Below are 17932 nucleotides of genomic sequence, written 5' to 3'. Positions count from 1 at the left end.
GCTAGCGAGCAAGGCTAGCCGTATTAGTAAGCTTTACCACGTGCAGAAACAGGCCATAGAGTTTCAACTTTGCCGTTACGAATACCAACATAGTAATCGTGAACGTTACAGGTTGGATCACAATGTCCAGGAACAAGTTTAAGTTTCTCATTCACTTTTAGGGCATTGTTTGGATCAGAAATTACACCGTGCTCATCAGAGCATTTGATGTATTCAACATCGTCACGACCAAAGATGTAAGGAAGGCCACTATCAACAGATTGTGCTTTAAGGCCTGCATCACAAATAGCCTTGTCGGTTTTAGTGTGGCTCATTACAGATGTTAGGATGAAAAGTGAGTTTTCGAATTCAGAAATACGCTCGCCATTTTCATCGTGGATACGCTGATAGTCAGCATCCATGAATGCATAAGAACCACATTGTAGTTCGTTAAATACACCTGAGTTACCTTCAAAGTAGTAAGAACCTGTACCACCACCACCAACGATATCGCACTCCAAACCTTCTGCTTTAAGCATTTCGATTGAACGAGCTACCATTTCAACAGCGATGTCGATTTTCTCTTTACGGTCAGCATAGCTTTCCATGTGCTGCATAGCGCCTTGGTATGCTTGAATACCAGAGAATTTAAGACCAGGTGTGGCAGCAATTGCTTTTGCGATATCTACAACAGGTTGACCTGCTTGAACACCACAACGGCCCGCACCACAATCAATTTCCACTAGGCATTCGATTTGTGTGTCGTGTTTGGCAACAGCAGAAGCAAGTTCTGCAACGTTTTCAATATCATCCACACAACAAATGGTACGAGCGCCAAGTTTAGGCATACGTGCTAGACGATCGATTTTAGCTGGGTCACGTACTTGGTTTGATACCAATACATCTTTAATGCCACCACGAGCGAATACTTCAGCTTCAGATACTTTTTGACAGCAAACACCACAGCTATCACCTAGCTTCTCTTGAAGTAGGGCAATATCAACTGATTTGTGCATTTTACCGTGAACACGATGGCGAACACCCATGTCTTTGGCATATTGACCCATGGTTTTAATGTTTTTCTCTAGTGCGTCAAGGTCAACAACTAGGCAAGGTGTTTGAATATCTGCAACGTCCATACCTGGCAATGCAGGAACATCAAAACCAACTTCTAAATTATCTAATGTCGTCATTTTATTCCCCTATAGGAGTTAATTAATGGTTTAACCTAGACTTAAGCTGATGAGCGGAAAGCGCCTAGGTTAAAACAAATTTTTATTTGAATTGAATTAGTTTTTAAGCCAAGGAAGTTTGTCTAAATCTACGTTACCACCTGTGATGATGACGCCAACTCGCTTACCTTTAAAGATTTCTGGGTTTTTCAAAATAGTGGCTATTGGCACAGCGCTGCTTGGTTCGATCACAATTTTCATTGTTTTCCACACTAGCTTCATTGCATCAACAATTTCATCTTCTGTTGCCGTTAAGATGTCAGTGACATGATTACTTACAAAGTGCCAAGTTAAATCTTTTAATGGCACTTTTAAGCCATCAGCAACCGTATTTGGGGCATCGTCTGCGATAATATGACCTGCTCTAAAAGAGCGGGCTGCATCATCAGCGTTTAGAGGCTCAGCTGCATAGATTTTGACATTAGGCGCCATGTTCGAAATGGTTAGGCATGTGCCTGAGATCATGCCACCGCCACCGATAGGTGCAATAACAGCATCAAGGTTTTCAACCTGGCTTAGCATCTCTTTTGAACAAGTAGCTTGGCCTGCTATAACTCGAGGGTCATTGTATGGGTGAACAAAATCAGCACCTGACTCTGCAACTACTTCAGCAAATGTCGCCTCACGTGAGCTAGTTGATGGCTCACACTCTACAATAGTTCCACCGTAGCCTATTACCGCATCTTTTTTAGCTTGAGGTGCTGTTCTAGGCATGACCACTGTTACTGGAATGCCGCGTTGTCCTGCTGCATAAGACAAAGACAGTGCGTGGTTACCAGAAGAGTGTGTCGCAACACCAATTTTGGCTTCTTCGTCAGTTAAACCAAATACAGCGTTAGAGGCACCACGTACTTTAAATGCCGCTGCTTTTTGCAGGTTTTCACATTTAAAGAATAGTTCTGCACCTGTTTGCTCGTTCAAACGTTGAGATGTCAGAATAGGTGTTTCATGTATATAAGGCTTGATTCTTTCATGAGCGGCAATAACGTCGTCATAAGTTGGAATCACTAAATTTTCTTCAGAACTCATGCTTAACCTCGCAATTCATCGGATTAAAGACCAACGCGGTTAGGCGTTGGCTTTTTTAGCTGTTTTACGAAAATACTCTTGTGCTGCAGCAACGCCGGCACCTAATTGAATTGGGTAATCAAGATCAGCCATTGCCATCTCAATCGTTGCCAATCCAGAAAGAACCATTACATCTGTTAAAGAACCTAGGTGACCGATACGGAAAGCTTTACCGTTCATTTCGCCAAGGCCAATACCAAAAGATACGCCGTACTTATCAAATGCATGTGCAGTTAATTCGTTACTGTCAAAGCCTTCTGGTACATAAATGGCACTTACACTGTCAGAGGCAAGCTCTGGTGTGTTTGCACATAACTTAAGGCCCCAAGCAGCAACTGCCTGACGAACACCTTCTGCTAAACGGAAATGACGTGCATAAACGTTTTCAAGGCCTTCATCAAACAGCATGTCTAAGCTTTCTTTCATGCCGAAGATTAACTGTAGTGGTGGTGTGTAAGGGAAACCGCCATTCGCATTTGCACCCATCATGTCTCTGAAATCAAAGAAGGTACGTGGTAGATTTGCTGTTTCCATTGCAGCCAATGCTTTTTGACTTACACCTAAAATCGCCATACCAGTGGTCAGCATGAAACCTTTTTGCGAACCAGAAATAGCGATATCAACTTCCCATGCATCCATTTCAAATGGCATTGATGCTAAAGAACTTACGCAGTCAACAAATAGCATTGCAGGGTGGTTTACATTGTTCATTGCTTTACGAACACCCGCGATATCACTACGTACACCAGTCGCTGTTTCGTTGTGAGTTACAAGTACCGCTTTAATGTCATGATTGTTATCAGCGTTTAATGCTTCTTCAAAAAGATCCGCTGGCGCACCGTCACCCCAAGGGCATTCAATTACAACAACTTCTAAACCATGGCGTTGGCAAAGATCTATCCAACGGTGTGAGAACATGCCGTAGCGAGCGATAAGTACTTTGTCACCAGCAGATAATGTATTACTGATAGCCGCTTCCCAACCACCAGTACCTGTTGAAGGGAATGTGATTACTTCGCCCGTTGTTGTGCCAAATACTTTTTTGCAACCTTCAAGTACTGGAGTCAGTGTTTCCACAAAGTTTGGTGATCTGTGGTCCTGAGTCTGAATGTGCATCGCATTTAATAGGCGATTAGGGATGTTAGTCGGGCCAGGAATGAAAACCGGATTCTGTTCGGACATAGGAAATAACTCCATAAGGTTCATGTAAAAAATTTAAAACAGCGTAAAAATCAAACGATGTTTCTTGGTATGCATTTACCTTATAAATTTAATTCTTTGACCGCAATGTGATGTGGTTTCATATTATGAAAACGAGCATTTTAAATTATTATTATTTTTAAGACATTGTTATTACAGTACTTTATTTAAATAAAACGTCAAAACAGTGTTTTCATAATGTGAAAGTGTAAATAATCCATTCGTTATATGGTTTTTATTTTTTTTTACCCTTATATTCTTAAGCATTGTTCAGTTTTAGAGAATGGTAAGTCTTATGAATAAAGTTAAACCAGAATCACGTATACAGGTTATCGATAGAGCTGCTTTATTGCTTGATGCAATTTCACGTTATACCAAACCAGTAAAGCTCAAAGTGTTGAGTGCAGACACAAACTTGCATCCATCAACGGCATATCGAATTCTACATTCTTTAATAGATAACAAGTTTGTAGACCGTGATGCTGGTGGTGAGTATCGATTGGGGCAGAGGTTGATACAGCTTAGTAATCGCCAGCATTCAGAAGTTGATCTTCGTGCAGTTGCTATGCCTTACATGGAAAAGCTTAGAGATAAGGTAGGTGAGACTATTAACCTTACTATTCGTGAAGGCGATGTGGTTATCTATCTCGAAAAAGTGACGCCTAATCGTATGATGCATGTTCAACAAGTTGTTGGTTCACGTGCACCGCTACATGTAACAGGGGTTGGGAAACTTATGCTAGGTATGAGTGGAGAAGAGGGTATTCGTAGTTACGAACAAAGAACGAATCTTCCTGCTTATACAAGAAACACCTTTTCATCTTATGAAGCTTTGTATGATGAATGCATGTCTTGTATTGATAGAGGTTATGCATTTGATAATGAAGAAGCTGAAATAGACGTAGGTTGTATCGGGGTTCTTTTATACGACAGATCAGGTGGCATCACAGCAGGATTATCTTTATCCGCACCAATCGATCGAAGAAAAGATGAATGGATTACTGATTTGGTTGAAGCCGGTAGAGCTATCTCGGCTGAGCTTGGGTATTCAGCAGAGTAGTTTCAGAATAACGGCTTACGCTGTATCAAATTGGTTAATTTGAATACATGTGTAAGCCGAATAGATACTTCTAATCTAGATAAATACTTTTTATTCGAGACCAAGACACCTTTTTTTTATTTTTTTGTATTTAGGAGTAGAAGCCATGTTATCGATTAATCGATTAAGTCAATCTGATGCAAATGTGTTAATTGCTGGGGCAGTTAATAAAGCCAAAGAGATTGGTGTGCCTATGTGTATTGCAGTGACAGATGAGTCTGGCAATTTAATTGCTTTTGAAAGAATGGACGGAGGTAAAATTCACAGTATTACATTAGCTCAAGATAAAGCCTTTACCGCTGCATCTGCTCGTAAAGGAACCCATGAATATAACGAAGCCTGTATTCCTGGTGGGGATAATCATCTATTTGGTATTCACACAGGACTGGGTGGAAGGCTATGTATAGTGGGAGGAGGTTTACCTGTCAGTGTTAATGGAGAGGTTGTAGGCGGAATTGGCGTGAGCTCTGGTGCTCCAAGCCAAGATTTAAGCTGCGCTAAAGCAGGAATTGAAAGCTTTAATCACGCTTGCTTGTAATATTTGCTGTAATAAAAGAAAAACGAGCTGATAAATGAGCTCGTTTTTTTTTGCAAACTTTATATATGAATTAACTATTTTTAGAATAACGCTCACTTTTGCTAAATGATGCACTAAAATTGCGTTATTTTACTGTTTTATAAAGATAAAATTCATCAAATAAAAATGTAATATCAGGTAATATTTTTTGTAATCTCAGGGATGTAGTCTCGGATTTATCGATTTTGTAAGCAAAATCTAATAAATTAAAGGACTGCTTATGTGCACTCGCGTATTCAATAATTCTTCAAACGATTTCTTAACAACAGCACGAAACATGGACTGGCAAACACCCCTCGCGACGAGTTTGCTTTGTTTTAATAAAGGGTTAAGTAAAGTGGGTTGCGCTAAAGTAACTAGCAAAACGCTAAAATGGGAATCTCAATATTCATCTGTTATTACAATGATAGGTGAAGGCAATGATAGAGCAGCCAGCGAGGGGATTAATAGCGAAGGTTTAGTCGCAAACGCGTTATTTGACACTAGTGCAAGCTACCTCTCAAGTTATGCTTCATTTGATAAACAGTTAGACGTAACGCGATGGGTTCAGTATGTATTAGATACCTGTAAGTATGTCAGTGAAGTCGTTGATAAGTTTGCTGATGACAGTGAGATTAAAATTCAGCTAATCAATAAAAAAATGCCTGGAAGTGAGAATGATGCTTTATTGCATCTTGCTGTGTCTGATATTTATGGCGACTCTGCCGTTATAGAAGTCAAAAATGGTATTTTTAACGTCTATCAAAGTGACAACTTTAAGGTCATGACTAACCAGCCTGACTATGAAACTCAAATTCTTCTCAATATGGCCACTAGATGGCAATGGAGTGAGGATAACCCTACACCTTCTCAAACAATACCTGGTGGACCATTCTCTGCAGATAGATTCCAACGTGCTGCATTTTATTTAAATCATTTAACCGAAGCTGATTCGATGCAAGAATCGATCGCACAATCACGTTCTATTATTGCTAATGTGTCTGTACCTTTAGGCTTTAATTTTAGTAGTCAGAATGTTTCTACTCCAGAAACGCAATGGTCAAGTGTGAGTGATCACAATAATCAAACCTATTATTTCTATAATAACCGTACTCAAGATGTTTGTTATTGCGTATTGGCAGATATCAATTTTGTAGATGATGTATTACAGCTCGATTTGATTGAGAATAATGACGGTGAAGTTCAGCAGAATGTTGTCGCAGGATTAATCAATCATAAGTTTAAATTGGGCAGTGACCCGTATCAGGCTCCAGTTGAAATGTTAGATAACAAATTTATTGCATAATCCTACTCTTCAAGATGGCCTAGGGAACCTGCGTCTTAATCGAAGCCTCCCTTGAAGTGGTGAGAACTTACTTAATCACCACTTTGGTCACTGTTCTTTCTTGCCTTTAATGCTTTCTTAGGGCCAATCATCCTAATTTTGGTTAACTAACATTACACAGCTTATGGTTTTGTAATTTTTAATCAATTTCTTCGAGTAGTATGAAAATATTTCCTACACTTTGCCTATGAGTAAGTGTAAGTACGTTTGTGAGAATGGAATCCAATGTCACCATCATTCTGAAAATGATTCAAGTCTGTGCTACTGGCATAATGATGAGTTAAAACAAGAGACTAATTTAACCCATTTATTAGAGCAAAGAGCGAAAGATAATTTCCCCATGTCTGGCTTTCAACTAAGAAAAGCCAATTTAGAAGGCATCAACTTAGTTCATGGCGGACACAAGGAAGGCTATCAACTGGTTAATGCAGATTTGTATCGCGCAAATTTGAAAGAAGCCCACCTTTTTGGTTGTAACCTTACTGGCACATCATTAATGAAAGCGGATTTACGCTATGCCAACCTCCATTGTGCCAAACTCGATTCATGCAACTTATTAGGCGTAAGGCTAGAAGGAGCAAGATTAGAAGGCGCAACCTGGGGAAAAGAAATCATTCAAGAAAAGATGGCACGTCAAGCGAAAACTCAGGTAGAAAAACAAGATTACTGGCAACAATCGGAAGAAATTTATCGCAATCTTAGAAAGGCTAGTGAGCAAGCCGGTTTATTTGAAACATCCGGGCATTTTTTTGAACGTGAAATGGTAATGCGGCGATATTTAATGCCTATGTTCTCATCAAAGCGTTTTTACTCAAAAGTTGTCGATATATTTTGTGGTTACGGTGAAAGGCCGATACGTGTTGTGATGTTCTCACTTCTGGCAATTATAACTTTTGGACTCTTGTATGCTGGCATTGGCGTTCATGATGGAGAGGAGGTACTAAAGTGGCGAACAAATTGCACCTTCTCTGAGAATATTATGCAGCTTCTGACGTGTCTGTATTTTAGTGTCGTGACATTCACTACCTTAGGTTATGGCGATTTAACCCCGTTTGGACTATCCCGCTTCTTGGCGGCTATTGAAGCGTTTATTGGCAGCTTTACCTTGGCTTTGTTCGTTGTTGTTTTCGTAAAAAAAATGACGCGTTAAGCTATTTGTCAAAACAGCCATAAGTCGACATGAAACACTTCTAAGCTGACATCAGCAGTATTCTATAATCTAATCAGCCAATAGGCTGTTTTTTTTGTGTCTTGAAAAAACACATTCTATTTTCCCTACGTATACTGCCCACGGCTTTTTCGATATATATGAAAGTTATTAACAATCATATGATTAGCGTACTTATTACCGTTTTATAAGAAGAATAGGAAAGTTCTAATAAAGCTGGCTACATATACAGTTTATTTTTTTATTACTAAATTGTTAGTAAATTTGGCATGCTTTAGCATTATAAATATCAATGATGTGGTACGAATTGTCATTGTGCCTATTTTTAAAATATGTAGAATCAATTACTTATGAGAAGAGTACGGAAATAATCGTGCCCGACAAGCAAGTTTAGGAATCTAGATAACGCGCATGCGCGTTTAGCCAGGAAGGTTTTCAGTTAATAAGTAGCCTTTCTTAAAATTAATTTAGTAGATGTGACGTTTTGAGCACGGTGGATAAATCGGGCAAATCGAGCGTGCGCATTATTAAGCTGTTATGTTTCTAAGAGGTTTTGTGTCGAAAATGGATAATGAATTTTACGAAAGAGCTGATGCTCATATTGAGTTAGCCAATAAGCATATTAATGAAGAAATCTCTCGCGGAAAAGCAAGTTCATCTCTTTTGTATAGTGCATCAAGGTTTAATGCATGGATAAGTGCATGTGGTTGGAATAACGCTGAAGAAATGGCTGGTAGTAAGGAAGAAACTATAGAGTACTTCGTAACCGAATATCGAAAAATGCTTGAAGAAAACCTTGATGATTATATTGAAAACTTTAATCAATATATGCAGTTAGAAGAAAGCGAAACATAACAAGGCATTAAAGCAGGAAAATTTATAGTTGGCTTTTTTCACTGCGCTCAACATTATAGCCAACTATAAATTTCCTTTTAATGAGGCGTTAGGTGAACCAATATAATGACTAAGGATATTTTCTATGCGGCATTGCGCGGCAACGCAACTGCATTAGTAGAGCTGCTTGATTCTGGTATAGAACCGAATATAAAAAACGAATTGGGTTGCACTCCGTTGATGGCCGCAGCACACGATGGGCGTACAGAGTGCATTAGAATCTTGATCTCAAGGGGGGCAAACGTCAACGCTTCTGACAAATCTGGCTTTACTGCGCTTTCGAATTCCATACAACACTCTACAATGGAAACCACCTGCCTATTAATTGAAAATAACGCAGATATTAACCATATAACACAATCAGGATTTTCTCCTTTAATGTTTGTGCCTTATAACAATTATCCGGTAACCGACAAAATCGAGCTTGCGAAATACCTGCTTGGCAAAGGTGCTGACATAAACGCAAAAGATGATTCAGGCCTTACTGCTCTTGATCATGCTAAAAAGAAGGATTGTCAGTATTTATACGAGGCATTATCGTGTTAACCAAATCATCACCTAACAAGGCAAGCAAGCGGTCAGTAAACTGCCGTTTCTTTTGGCGTTAAATGGAGCTTAAGAAAAAGATTCTTCCACATATAGAGATCGGCCATGACGAATACGGCGCTGTAGCCCTTAGTGTGGAAGATTACGAGTTATTTGATTTTATCTCTGATTATGTAACTGAACAGTGTATTTTGGATTGGGAAGATAAAACTCAGAAAGAGAATGAACATGGAGAATTTCATACAATGTACTTTAGTAAGAAACACTCTATCAAAGACGTTGAAGGTGCTCTTCTAAAATTATCTCCAACGGAAATTAATGATATATATGAACTTAATAACTAACATGTTGTATTGTAACCAGAAGCATTTAACTCCGACGGTTGTGCGCAGCGTTATGTGTAATCAAACTTATGAATATAATTAAATTTTTTTGGTTTGTCCCTGGTATTGTATTACTTATAGTTATTTCAATGTGGGTATCTGTTTTCTTAATTCTATTTCCTAGCCCATACTATTTAAGTTGGATTGCACCTTTTGCCTTAGGCGTTAATATAATATTTTTAGTGTATTTATCAATAACTAAAAATCTAATCACCCTATGGAAATCATTACCTATTAGTTTAATAAGCTTTGCTCTATGGTACTTATGGTCTATTCAAACAGCTTAGCAAAAACACACATAACAAGGCCAAGCACTCGGAATCAGCACAAAGCGCCGCTTCGGTGTTGGCAGCGTTAACCCCATGATAATAAAGCAGCCAATAGGCTGTTTTTTTGCCTTAAGAAAACTCAATTTCTTCTAAATAGACAAATGTTAGGTACAGTTATCGCTAAAAACATGCAAATAACACACTCTATTTTCCGCCCGTATACCGCCCGCGGATTTTAGTGCGAGGTATTAAAAGTCATTAATAATCATATGGATAGAGTATTAATTGCCGTTTTGTCAGTAGAAAAGAAAATTGAAGTTTTACGCGCGAGAAGCTTGAAACCCTAGTTGTTAGGGGTTACATTTTGTTCACGCTGTTATTTTTGTGTTTACAGCAACCTACTTTAAAGGGCTCGCAGATTGCGGGCCTTTCTCATTTCTAAGCCCTGCATTCGTGTGGGGCTTTTTCGTTTCTGGGATTCCATATGGGTGATTTAAATTCCTTTCGAGAGCTTTTTGAAGCTCAACGTATAGAGAATAAAGAACAGCTTTCAGAGTTACGCGCTGCCACTAGTGAAATGGCTAAAGCTGTTTCTCAACTAACTGCTCATTTAGCCCGTGTTGAAGAGAGGCATTCGAACCATGACAGTGGCATGAAGCGAATTAGAGTTGTTCTAGATGATCATGAAATCTGGAGTACGTATAATACGACTATTGGAAGAAGGAGGGCATTAACTGTGATTAGTCTATTACTGCGGTTTTAAAGAGTCTCGATAAGACAACTCAGAGCTTACACAACCTAATTTGGCTATTCGAAGTGACTTATATTACTTATGAATGTCTCCTTTTGAGTGATTCGAGGTTTGTATTAAAACTCCCTTCAATTTTAATCTGTTTAAGTGTCCAGCTTAGTTTATCTAGAGCAATGTAAACTTTAAAAATCATATTTCCATGTAACTTCAAGAATTCCCTCATTTTACCTTAGTATGATAGTCTCGAAATCAACTTAGTAACTGATTGTTTTTAAACTAACCTAACTGAAATCTTGAGGCACAAATGAAACTGGAATCTATTGCGCTACACCATGGTTATGAATCTGAAGCGACTACTAAATCTGCTGCAGTCCCTATTTATCAAACAACATCTTATACCTTTGATGATACACAACACGGGGCAGATCTATTTGATCTGGCTGTGCCTGGTAATATCTATACAAGAATTATGAACCCAACGACCAGTGTGTTAGAGCAAAGAGTTGCTGCAATGGAAGGTGGGATAGGGGCATTAGCGGTTGCTTCAGGTATGGCTGCTATTACTTATGCTATTCAGTGTATTTGCCAAGTAGGTTCAAACATTGTCAGTACTAGCCAGCTTTACGGTGGCACTTACAATCTATTTGCCCACACTTTCCCTCGTCAAGGTATTGATGTACGTATGGTGAATGGCGATGATTACGAAGGCTTTGAAGCCGCAATAGATGAAAATACAAAAGCAATTTTTTGTGAATCTATTGGTAACCCGGCAGGTAATATTATCGATATTACTCGTTTGTCTGAAATAGCGCATAAACATGGCATTCCTCTTATCGTTGATAATACGGTGGCAACCCCTGTTTTATGTCGACCGTTTGAGCTAGGTGCAGACATTGTTGTTCACTCATTAACTAAATATATCGGCGGTCATGGCACTTCAATTGGTGGCATTATTGTCGATTCAGGTAAATTTGATTGGGTTGCTAATAAAGAACGTTTTGCTGTGATGAACGAGCCAGATCCTTCATATCATGGTGTTGTTTATACCGAAGCCTTTGCTGAAGCGGCTTATATTGGTCGTTGCCGTGTTGTACCGCTACGTAACACCGGCGCAGCGATATCGCCAATGAATGCATTCCAAATACTTCAAGGTCTTGAAACCCTGTGTCTTCGAATGGAAAGACATTGTGAGAATGCAGAGCAGCTTGCTCAATACCTTTTACAGCACCCTAAAGTGGATTGGGTAAATTATGCCGCATTAGAAACTAGCCCATATCAAGCGACCTGCCAAAAAATTTGCCAAGGTAAAGCGTCTGGCATTTTAAGCTTTGGTATTAAAGGTGGTATTGAGTCTGGTACTAAATTTATCGATGCGTTGGACATGATTCTTAGGTTAGTAAACATAGGTGATGCTAAATCACTTGCTTGCCATCCTGCTTCGACAACTCACAGACAACTCGATGCTAATGAGTTAGCGAAAGCTGGTGTGAGTGAGGATCTTGTTAGAATCTCTGTAGGTATCGAAAATATTAAAGATATTATTGCTGATGTAGAGCAGGCGCTTAATGCTTGCTAAAGCGTAAAAAAGCGTTTGTTAAAAAAACCTGCTACGGCAGGTTTTTTTATGCCAAATGGTTAATCATAATGTGATTTTCGGATAAGAAACTGATATAACAAAATTAGAAAATGAAAGGTAAATAATCGAAGTTAGGCCTGCTCTGCGGTAAGTTTAATGTTTTTATTATCAAAAATTATTTAAAACATAGGCTTACCTGAAAATTAATGCGGGGTAATCTATTAAATGACATAACTTTGATGTATAAGTGTGTTGAGCTATATCAGTTTAATGAATTTTTAAAAGTGCTAAACCAATCCATAAAGTTCACTTTAGAATCTAACTTTCTGCTGGACTAAAGCTGTTTGGGCCTTGTCTACGAAAATTAAAAGGGGGTTATATGTTGGCAAATATGAGTTTCAAACTAAAGTTAATTACCTTATTTGTATCTGCTATTTCAGGTTTTATTATATTAACGCTGGTTGCGTTAGACGGCTTGAAAATGTTGAATGAAGCAAATGCTGAACAAAAAATATTTTCAAATTTACAACTTAAGACTGAGCATGATTATGTTGGAATGATACGTCTTTCTGATCAATTACAAATGCTTGATGAAAGTTCTGCCCAAAGCTTTATCTCATTAATTCAAGAACGGGAAATGTCGCTAAATCTTGACAGTGGTCAGACGGCACAAGCACTGTATTCTGATGCCATGATAGATCAGCTGAACCAAGGCCAAGTATTAAGTCTAAATTACTACCAAGAACTAAAAGCTCTCGTATTGGCTAAACAAGCGTTAGGCTTTAGTCAGACAGCTGGATTAAAAGCCAGTGTTTCCACTCTGAGTGAGCAAATTCACGGTCAAATTAAGTCAGTTAGTTTTGTTCTAGCCAAATTTGATGTGATGAATAAGAAAGCAGTGAGTTATCAGCTTGATTCATCTGCAGAAAACCTAGAAATATTTATAAAATCCTATGATGACTATTTCTCTCGTTTAAAAAACTTTGGTTTATTAAAAAAGTTTGGTGAACTGCCTCCATTATACTTACAAGCCGTTAAAGATTACGGCACTGCGAATATTCAATTAGAGAGTTTGAGCCAACGCTTTATCACGACTAAAAAAGCACTTGATGAACAAAGAGACACGATCTCTATTATGCTTGCTGAGCAAGTGAAAGAGGCTGAAAAATCCTCATCAGAGCAGTCACAGACAGCTAGTTTTAGTTTGATTGTCGCTAGCTTAGTAATCGCTGCTTTTGCTTCTATTATTCTGCTTGCTATTGTGAAGAGTGTTAAATCCAATCTTAAACATCTAAGTGTTGATTTAGCAAAAGTTCAGGCCGGTGATTTAACCGCAAGAGCCAGAATAAATACAAAACGAAATGACGAATTTGATGAGCTAGCTACCTCTCTAAATGGCATGACAGATGGACTTGGACATGTGATATCAAATGTAGTTTTAACTAGCCAAGACGTTAACGCTATGGTTAAAGAGCTGGATAATGCTGTTGCTCATATTAGTGATAGCAATGGTTCAATCAGTAATCAAACAAGTACCTTGGCAACCGCTACTGAAGAAATATCTCAAAGTGTTTCAAGTGTATTTAGTGTGACACAAGATATGAAAGAGCAAGTGCAGCAGACGTATGAATCTGCACAAAATGGCTCTAAAACAATTAAAGAAGTTTTGGGTAACTTGGGTGAGACTGTTTCTATCGTGGGTGAGACAAGTGCACAGCTTGACGAGCTAGGCAAGCTTTCAGCTGATATTGATGGTGTTATCGGCATGATTAATGAACTTGCTGGCCAAACAAACCTACTAGCGCTTAATGCTGCAATTGAAGCCGCTAGGGCAGGGGATGCTGGCCGTGGTTTCTCTGTTGTTGCTGATGAAGTCCGCTCTCTTGCTAGTAAAACTGTGGATGCGACTTCTCAAATATCTTCTATCGTTGGTAGCATACAAACAGCGACAAAAGCTGCAATTGATAAAATGGCCAGCAGTCAGGATAACCTTGATGCTATAGAGAAGTTCAGTGAACAAGCTGAAATAGCCATGCATGATATCGAAACAAGTGCACATAAAGGTTCAAGTGCGAGTATTGAAATGGCGGCGTCTATTGAACAAGTTGCTCAAACAACTACAACGATGAGCCAAGACATGGAGCAAATAGCGACTCAGTTAAAAAATGATACTGGTGCAATCAATCGTATTGAAGATAATGCACGTAATATCAGTGGTAAAGTAAGTTATTTGGCTGAGCAAGCGGAAGTGTTTACCGTTTAAATCAGGTTCAGTTATACCTAACTCGTTGTAATATTAGGTAATACTAAAGATTAGCCATAATGTTTAATCTAATCATGTACAAATTAATTGTCTTTGTACGGTCAAACATTTAGACAGCTCGCCTGTGAGTTGCATGGAAAGCTCAATGAGTATGGAAGATAAATGTTTGATGGATGCAGTGGAGTTAATTAGGCATGCCCTAATTAGGTTTAAATTGTTTATATGTTGATTTGGTTGATTTACTTTTTAGGCACCTGTTTAGGTGCCTTTTTTTATGCCTGCCTGAAATGCCGTCTATCAATAACGAAAAAGTGTCAGCATATTGTATGGTTTATATTTAATAATCATTCTCATTCGTGTTAATCTCTCTTTACTCGTATTCAAAATTACAAATCTTGCTTCGTCATGAATTAAACAAATATTGTCATTATTTGAACTTTATATGACTAAAAAGCAGATTCAAACACACTGATTATCAACTTAAATAAGGTTCATACATGGCAAATTTAAACGTAATTGAACTAAAAACCTTTGTTCCTGCAAAAAGATATTCAGAATCTAAAGCCTTTTATGCAGATGTTGGTTTTACTCAAGCTTCTGATACCCATGGCGTCTCTTTTTTCCATCTTGGGGATGGAGGGGCAAGTTTTTTATTACAAGATTTTTATGAAAAAACTTTAGCTGAGAGTCTTGTTATGCATCTGTTGGTTGAAGATATAGGTGCTTGGCATAAACATTTAATCTCTTCTGGTATTAAAGAAAAATACCAAACTAGCATTACAGAAATTACAGAGCAGCCGTGGGGGATGCAAGATTTTATTATGTTGGATCCTAGCGGTGTAATGTGGCGGATTGCTCAGAATAAATAATGGTTGAAGCCTTAATTAACCCTGAAATTTGATTAGATTCAGTATCATCAGGGTATAAATGACAAGTTATTAAAAAGTCTAAGAATCAGGTTTTAGTGGTGCTATATATTGAAACTTATAAGCATATTAGGAGTGATATTTTAGTTTGAAAAGCAAAAAATTGAGTTTGCTCCATGCAAAAAAGAGCGTTTGATTAATTATTGAAATGGCCAAGAAATAATCAAAATTATAGTATGTTCAGTTTATATATAAATTAAATTGATAAGAATTAATATCGAATTAAGAATAAAAACAAGGAACGTACAATGGTCTCGCGATTAACCTCTTTATTCATCCTCAGTTTCTGTATATTTAGCGTCTCATTATCGGCTGAAACACTGGAAGAGTGGGGTATTAGAAGTCTTACTTTACAAAATAGTTTAGATAATGATGCTCCCCTTAACCAAACTACTTGGCCTGGCACACATAACTCCAATTCGAATAATGACGATGACGATATCCATGGGTTAGTGCTAAATCAAAGTCGTGGTTTAAAAGAACAGTTAGATGAAGGGATAAGATCGCTTGTGTTAGATGTTCATTATACTTGGAGTGAGGTTCGTGTTTGTCATAATAATTTAGATATGTGGGGGGCCTGCATCGAAAACTTTACAGGCAGCCGTAAGTTTGAGAATGCTTTATCAGATATTATTGAGTGGACGCAAGCGAACCCAAACAATGTTGTACTTGTAAAATTAGAGATGATGGCAAGTGCAGACGAAAACATCAATAAAGTCATCAAGAAAGTTAATAATTACGATGAATACTACTATATGCCTAGTTCTTTGGGCGATTCAAGTTTTCCTGATTTGAATGACAATGGCTGTAAAGACCTACCCTCAAAACTCACTAAGTCAAAAGTACTTGCAACAGGCAAAAGGATCATTCTTTACACTGATAAATGTTACGAAAATAGCAAAACCAGTGATCGTATTTTTTCTTTAGGTGATGTTGAAAACGCGAAAGATGAATCCGATATTATCGTTAAAGATAAGTCCTTAGTGATTCGAGTAAAAGATGGTGCTACAAAAGCTGGAGATGTTAATCCAAATATGTTGCCAAGTAATATTTCAAATTATATGGATGAAGGTATAAACATAATCGAAACATATGGTTATGGTGCGACGGGTTCTCAATGGAAGAAAAAGGGTGAATATCCTATTGCTGCGAATGACCTAGTCTGGAGTTGGGACAAGTATGAGCCATTAAGCACTGTCATAGATGGGACAGCTGTTGTTTTATCTAGTGAAACAGATAAGTTTCAAACGGAGCAAACACTGCACCTGCTTAGGCCTGCTTGTCGTAAGTTAGTCGATGAAGAGGGTGATCGAGCCGAATCTAGTTGGATAGTAGGTCCTGATATGGTGAGCTTTGAAAAAGCTGAAAATGCCTGTTTAAGTGCTAGTAATAATGAATATTATTTTGCGACACCGAGAAATAAAAGAGAGCTAAACTCTCTAATCAGTTATCGTAATAAATTCAATGCGACTGATGAAGCTATTTGGCTTAATTATCAAAAACAAGCGGGTGTGTGGGTGGCTGACATTGGTGAAGCTGATGATATGATGAATACACTGTGTCAGAATCAAGTCGCGAATGTTTGTCACAAGCTAGGTGAGTATCTGAACCTTATTAATGACAGTACAGACTTTTAATTCTAGCTTGAAGCTAACCTCGCTTATTTTGATTAAGCGAGGTTAATTTAATGACCACTAGATTATTAATTTAAAACCTTTTTATCTTTTATTTTTGCCAGTATAAAACCACTAAAGTTAGATATGCAGGCACCTATCAGAATCATTACAACAGCAATAATAATATTAATGGTCCAGCTACTTAAGCCCAGTGCAGAGAGGATCATCGCTGTGAACAATGGAGAGCAGTAGCTTAAAGACGATAAGAGTAATTGATTACCTGACTTAAGGGATAGCTGCCATAGGTAAAATGCGCCGCCAACAGGTCCTAAACCTAAAAACAAGGTACCCAATATTTGCTCTGAGTTAAATTGCCATTGGCTTGTCTCTAAAATAAAGTGTGAAGCAAGAGATAGAATACATACAAAAATAGAGAAATATCCAATTTCATGAATACTTTGTGAGAGTGACTCTTTTTGATTATTTATTCTGTGTTTCTTCATGGCCCGGTTTGAAAAATACCAAGAGTAAGAGGACCAAATCAAAGCACAACAGAATGCTAAAAGATAACCCGCTATATCATCCCAATTAAAGCTGAACATTTTTGATGGTGAAAGTATGAAACTAATACCTACAAAGCCAATGACACCACCAACAATTGCTTGTAATTGCTTATCTTTTGTTGCGACAAAAATTGCAAACAATAGGGGCCATAAATAAGCGATCAAACTAACTTCTAATGGCTCAGCATATTTAAGTGCTATAAAATAACAAAAATGAAATCCATAAAGTCCAAATATACCCACCAGCCAATCTCTTAAGCTTAAATCTGTTTTGACTATACGATAATTTCTCGTTACTGCCTTGTAGAGGAGAAATATTAAGCTTGAGATAAAAAAACACATGAATAGTAACTGGAATGCTGGTATTTCTTTAGTAAAAGTACCAAGTAGCGCTAATACTCCCCACATAATGATTGCAATAAAACCGTATAATGTCGCCATAACCCTTACTTCTTTTCTCTTAATTGAAGACATCATGGTATAGATAAAGGATATTTA

At 38.0% G+C, this 17932-nt stretch carries 16 protein-coding genes; 12 read left to right on the top strand and 4 right to left on the bottom strand.

The window, feature by feature from the left end; translation table 11 throughout:
• Positions 1-23 precede the first annotated feature (23 nt).
• The 3 genes from bhcC to bhcA form a co-directional block, all read right to left on the bottom strand.
• Positions 24-1172 (bottom strand): 3-hydroxy-D-aspartate aldolase BhcC, encoded by a 1149-nt coding sequence (gene bhcC, locus Q0A08_RS04290; protein ID WP_438465124.1) that lies wholly within the window; start codon positions 1170-1172, stop codon positions 24-26.
• 96 nt (positions 1173-1268) lie between these two features.
• Positions 1269-2240 carry a beta-hydroxyaspartate dehydratase BhcB gene (gene bhcB / locus Q0A08_RS04285; protein WP_438465122.1) on the bottom strand — a complete coding sequence of 324 codons (972 nt, stop codon included), beginning with the start codon at positions 2238-2240 and terminating at the stop codon, positions 1269-1271.
• 39 nt (positions 2241-2279) lie between these two features.
• Complete coding sequence (bhcA, locus tag Q0A08_RS04280) at positions 2280-3461, bottom strand: L-aspartate--glyoxylate aminotransferase BhcA (RefSeq protein WP_009834866.1); 1182 nt, start codon at positions 3459-3461, stop codon at positions 2280-2282.
• Positions 3462-3774: 313 nt separating this feature from the next.
• On the opposite strand from bhcA, the gene Q0A08_RS04275 reads away from it, so the two are divergent.
• The 12 genes from Q0A08_RS04275 to Q0A08_RS04220 all read left to right on the top strand — a co-directional run bounded on the left by Q0A08_RS04275 (position 3775) and on the right by Q0A08_RS04220 (position 16892).
• Entirely contained in the window at positions 3775-4539 is a 765-nt protein-coding gene (locus tag Q0A08_RS04275; RefSeq protein WP_438465119.1) for an IclR family transcriptional regulator, read from the top strand.
• Between the two features lie 145 nt (positions 4540-4684).
• A complete protein-coding gene (locus Q0A08_RS04270; protein WP_438465117.1) occupies positions 4685-5116 on the top strand; it encodes a GlcG/HbpS family heme-binding protein in 432 nt (143 codons plus the stop codon).
• A 259-nt stretch (positions 5117-5375) separates the two neighbouring features.
• Complete coding sequence (locus Q0A08_RS04265) at positions 5376-6440, top strand: linear amide C-N hydrolase (RefSeq protein WP_438465116.1); 1065 nt, start codon at positions 5376-5378, stop codon at positions 6438-6440.
• Between the two features lie 226 nt (positions 6441-6666).
• Complete coding sequence (locus Q0A08_RS04260; RefSeq protein ID WP_438465114.1) at positions 6667-7629, top strand: pentapeptide repeat-containing protein; 963 nt, start codon at positions 6667-6669, stop codon at positions 7627-7629.
• 582 nt (positions 7630-8211) lie between these two features.
• Positions 8212-8502: a DUF3144 domain-containing protein gene (locus tag Q0A08_RS04255; protein ID WP_438467602.1), complete on the top strand. Its 291-nt coding sequence runs from the start codon at positions 8212-8214 to the stop codon at positions 8500-8502.
• A gap of 105 nt (positions 8503-8607) precedes the next feature.
• Positions 8608-9087: an ankyrin repeat domain-containing protein gene (locus Q0A08_RS04250; RefSeq protein WP_438465113.1), complete on the top strand. Its 480-nt coding sequence runs from the start codon at positions 8608-8610 to the stop codon at positions 9085-9087.
• A gap of 62 nt (positions 9088-9149) precedes the next feature.
• Complete coding sequence (locus tag Q0A08_RS04245; RefSeq protein ID WP_438465112.1) at positions 9150-9431, top strand: hypothetical protein; 282 nt, start codon at positions 9150-9152, stop codon at positions 9429-9431.
• Between the two features lie 792 nt (positions 9432-10223).
• Positions 10224-10502, top strand: a complete 279-nt coding sequence (locus Q0A08_RS04240; RefSeq protein WP_438465111.1) for a hypothetical protein — start codon at positions 10224-10226, stop codon at positions 10500-10502.
• 292 nt (positions 10503-10794) lie between these two features.
• A complete protein-coding gene (locus Q0A08_RS04235) occupies positions 10795-12066 on the top strand; it encodes an O-acetylhomoserine aminocarboxypropyltransferase/cysteine synthase family protein (protein ID WP_438465110.1) in 1272 nt (423 codons plus the stop codon).
• 379 nt (positions 12067-12445) lie between these two features.
• Positions 12446-14329, top strand: coding sequence for a methyl-accepting chemotaxis protein (locus Q0A08_RS04230; protein WP_438465108.1), 1884 nt, complete (start codon positions 12446-12448; stop codon positions 14327-14329).
• Positions 14330-14826: 497 nt separating this feature from the next.
• Positions 14827-15198 (top strand): VOC family protein, encoded by a 372-nt coding sequence (locus Q0A08_RS04225; protein ID WP_438465107.1) that lies wholly within the window; start codon positions 14827-14829, stop codon positions 15196-15198.
• A 305-nt stretch (positions 15199-15503) separates the two neighbouring features.
• Positions 15504-16892 (top strand): hypothetical protein, encoded by a 1389-nt coding sequence (locus Q0A08_RS04220; RefSeq protein ID WP_438465105.1) that lies wholly within the window; start codon positions 15504-15506, stop codon positions 16890-16892.
• A gap of 65 nt (positions 16893-16957) precedes the next feature.
• Here Q0A08_RS04220 and Q0A08_RS04215 read toward each other — a convergent pair whose 3' ends face one another.
• Positions 16958-17911, bottom strand: a complete 954-nt coding sequence (locus Q0A08_RS04215; RefSeq protein WP_438465103.1) for a DMT family transporter — start codon at positions 17909-17911, stop codon at positions 16958-16960.
• Positions 17912-17932: the final 21 nt, after the last annotated feature.

It is taken from the genome of Marinomonas sp. PE14-40, assembly GCF_051623805.1.
Taxonomy (GTDB): domain Bacteria; phylum Pseudomonadota; class Gammaproteobacteria; order Pseudomonadales; family Marinomonadaceae; genus Marinomonas.
Note: the sequence above shows the minus strand (reverse complement) of the source record. Positions and strands in the feature narration are given on the sequence as shown.

Excerpts from the sequence above, each read along its gene's own strand:
- bhcC (WP_438465124.1), bottom strand. The coding sequence starts at position 1,172 with ATGACGACATTAGATAATTTAGAAGTTGGTTTTGATGTTCCTGCATTG.
- bhcB (WP_438465122.1), bottom strand. The coding sequence starts at position 2,240 with ATGAGTTCTGAAGAAAATTTAGTGATTCCAACTTATGACGACGTTATT.
- bhcA (WP_009834866.1), bottom strand. The coding sequence starts at position 3,461 with ATGTCCGAACAGAATCCGGTTTTCATTCCTGGCCCGACTAACATCCCT.
- Q0A08_RS04275 (WP_438465119.1), top strand. The coding sequence starts at position 3,775 with ATGAATAAAGTTAAACCAGAATCACGTATACAGGTTATCGATAGAGCT.
- Q0A08_RS04270 (WP_438465117.1), top strand. The coding sequence starts at position 4,685 with ATGTTATCGATTAATCGATTAAGTCAATCTGATGCAAATGTGTTAATT.
- Q0A08_RS04265 (WP_438465116.1), top strand. The coding sequence starts at position 5,376 with ATGTGCACTCGCGTATTCAATAATTCTTCAAACGATTTCTTAACAACA.
- Q0A08_RS04260 (WP_438465114.1), top strand. The coding sequence starts at position 6,667 with ATGAGTAAGTGTAAGTACGTTTGTGAGAATGGAATCCAATGTCACCAT.
- Q0A08_RS04255 (WP_438467602.1), top strand. The coding sequence starts at position 8,212 with ATGGATAATGAATTTTACGAAAGAGCTGATGCTCATATTGAGTTAGCC.
- Q0A08_RS04250 (WP_438465113.1), top strand. The coding sequence starts at position 8,608 with ATGACTAAGGATATTTTCTATGCGGCATTGCGCGGCAACGCAACTGCA.
- Q0A08_RS04245 (WP_438465112.1), top strand. The coding sequence starts at position 9,150 with ATGGAGCTTAAGAAAAAGATTCTTCCACATATAGAGATCGGCCATGAC.
- Q0A08_RS04240 (WP_438465111.1), top strand. The coding sequence starts at position 10,224 with ATGGGTGATTTAAATTCCTTTCGAGAGCTTTTTGAAGCTCAACGTATA.
- Q0A08_RS04235 (WP_438465110.1), top strand. The coding sequence starts at position 10,795 with ATGAAACTGGAATCTATTGCGCTACACCATGGTTATGAATCTGAAGCG.
- Q0A08_RS04230 (WP_438465108.1), top strand. The coding sequence starts at position 12,446 with ATGTTGGCAAATATGAGTTTCAAACTAAAGTTAATTACCTTATTTGTA.
- Q0A08_RS04225 (WP_438465107.1), top strand. The coding sequence starts at position 14,827 with ATGGCAAATTTAAACGTAATTGAACTAAAAACCTTTGTTCCTGCAAAA.
- Q0A08_RS04220 (WP_438465105.1), top strand. The coding sequence starts at position 15,504 with ATGGTCTCGCGATTAACCTCTTTATTCATCCTCAGTTTCTGTATATTT.
- Q0A08_RS04215 (WP_438465103.1), bottom strand. The coding sequence starts at position 17,911 with ATGATGTCTTCAATTAAGAGAAAAGAAGTAAGGGTTATGGCGACATTA.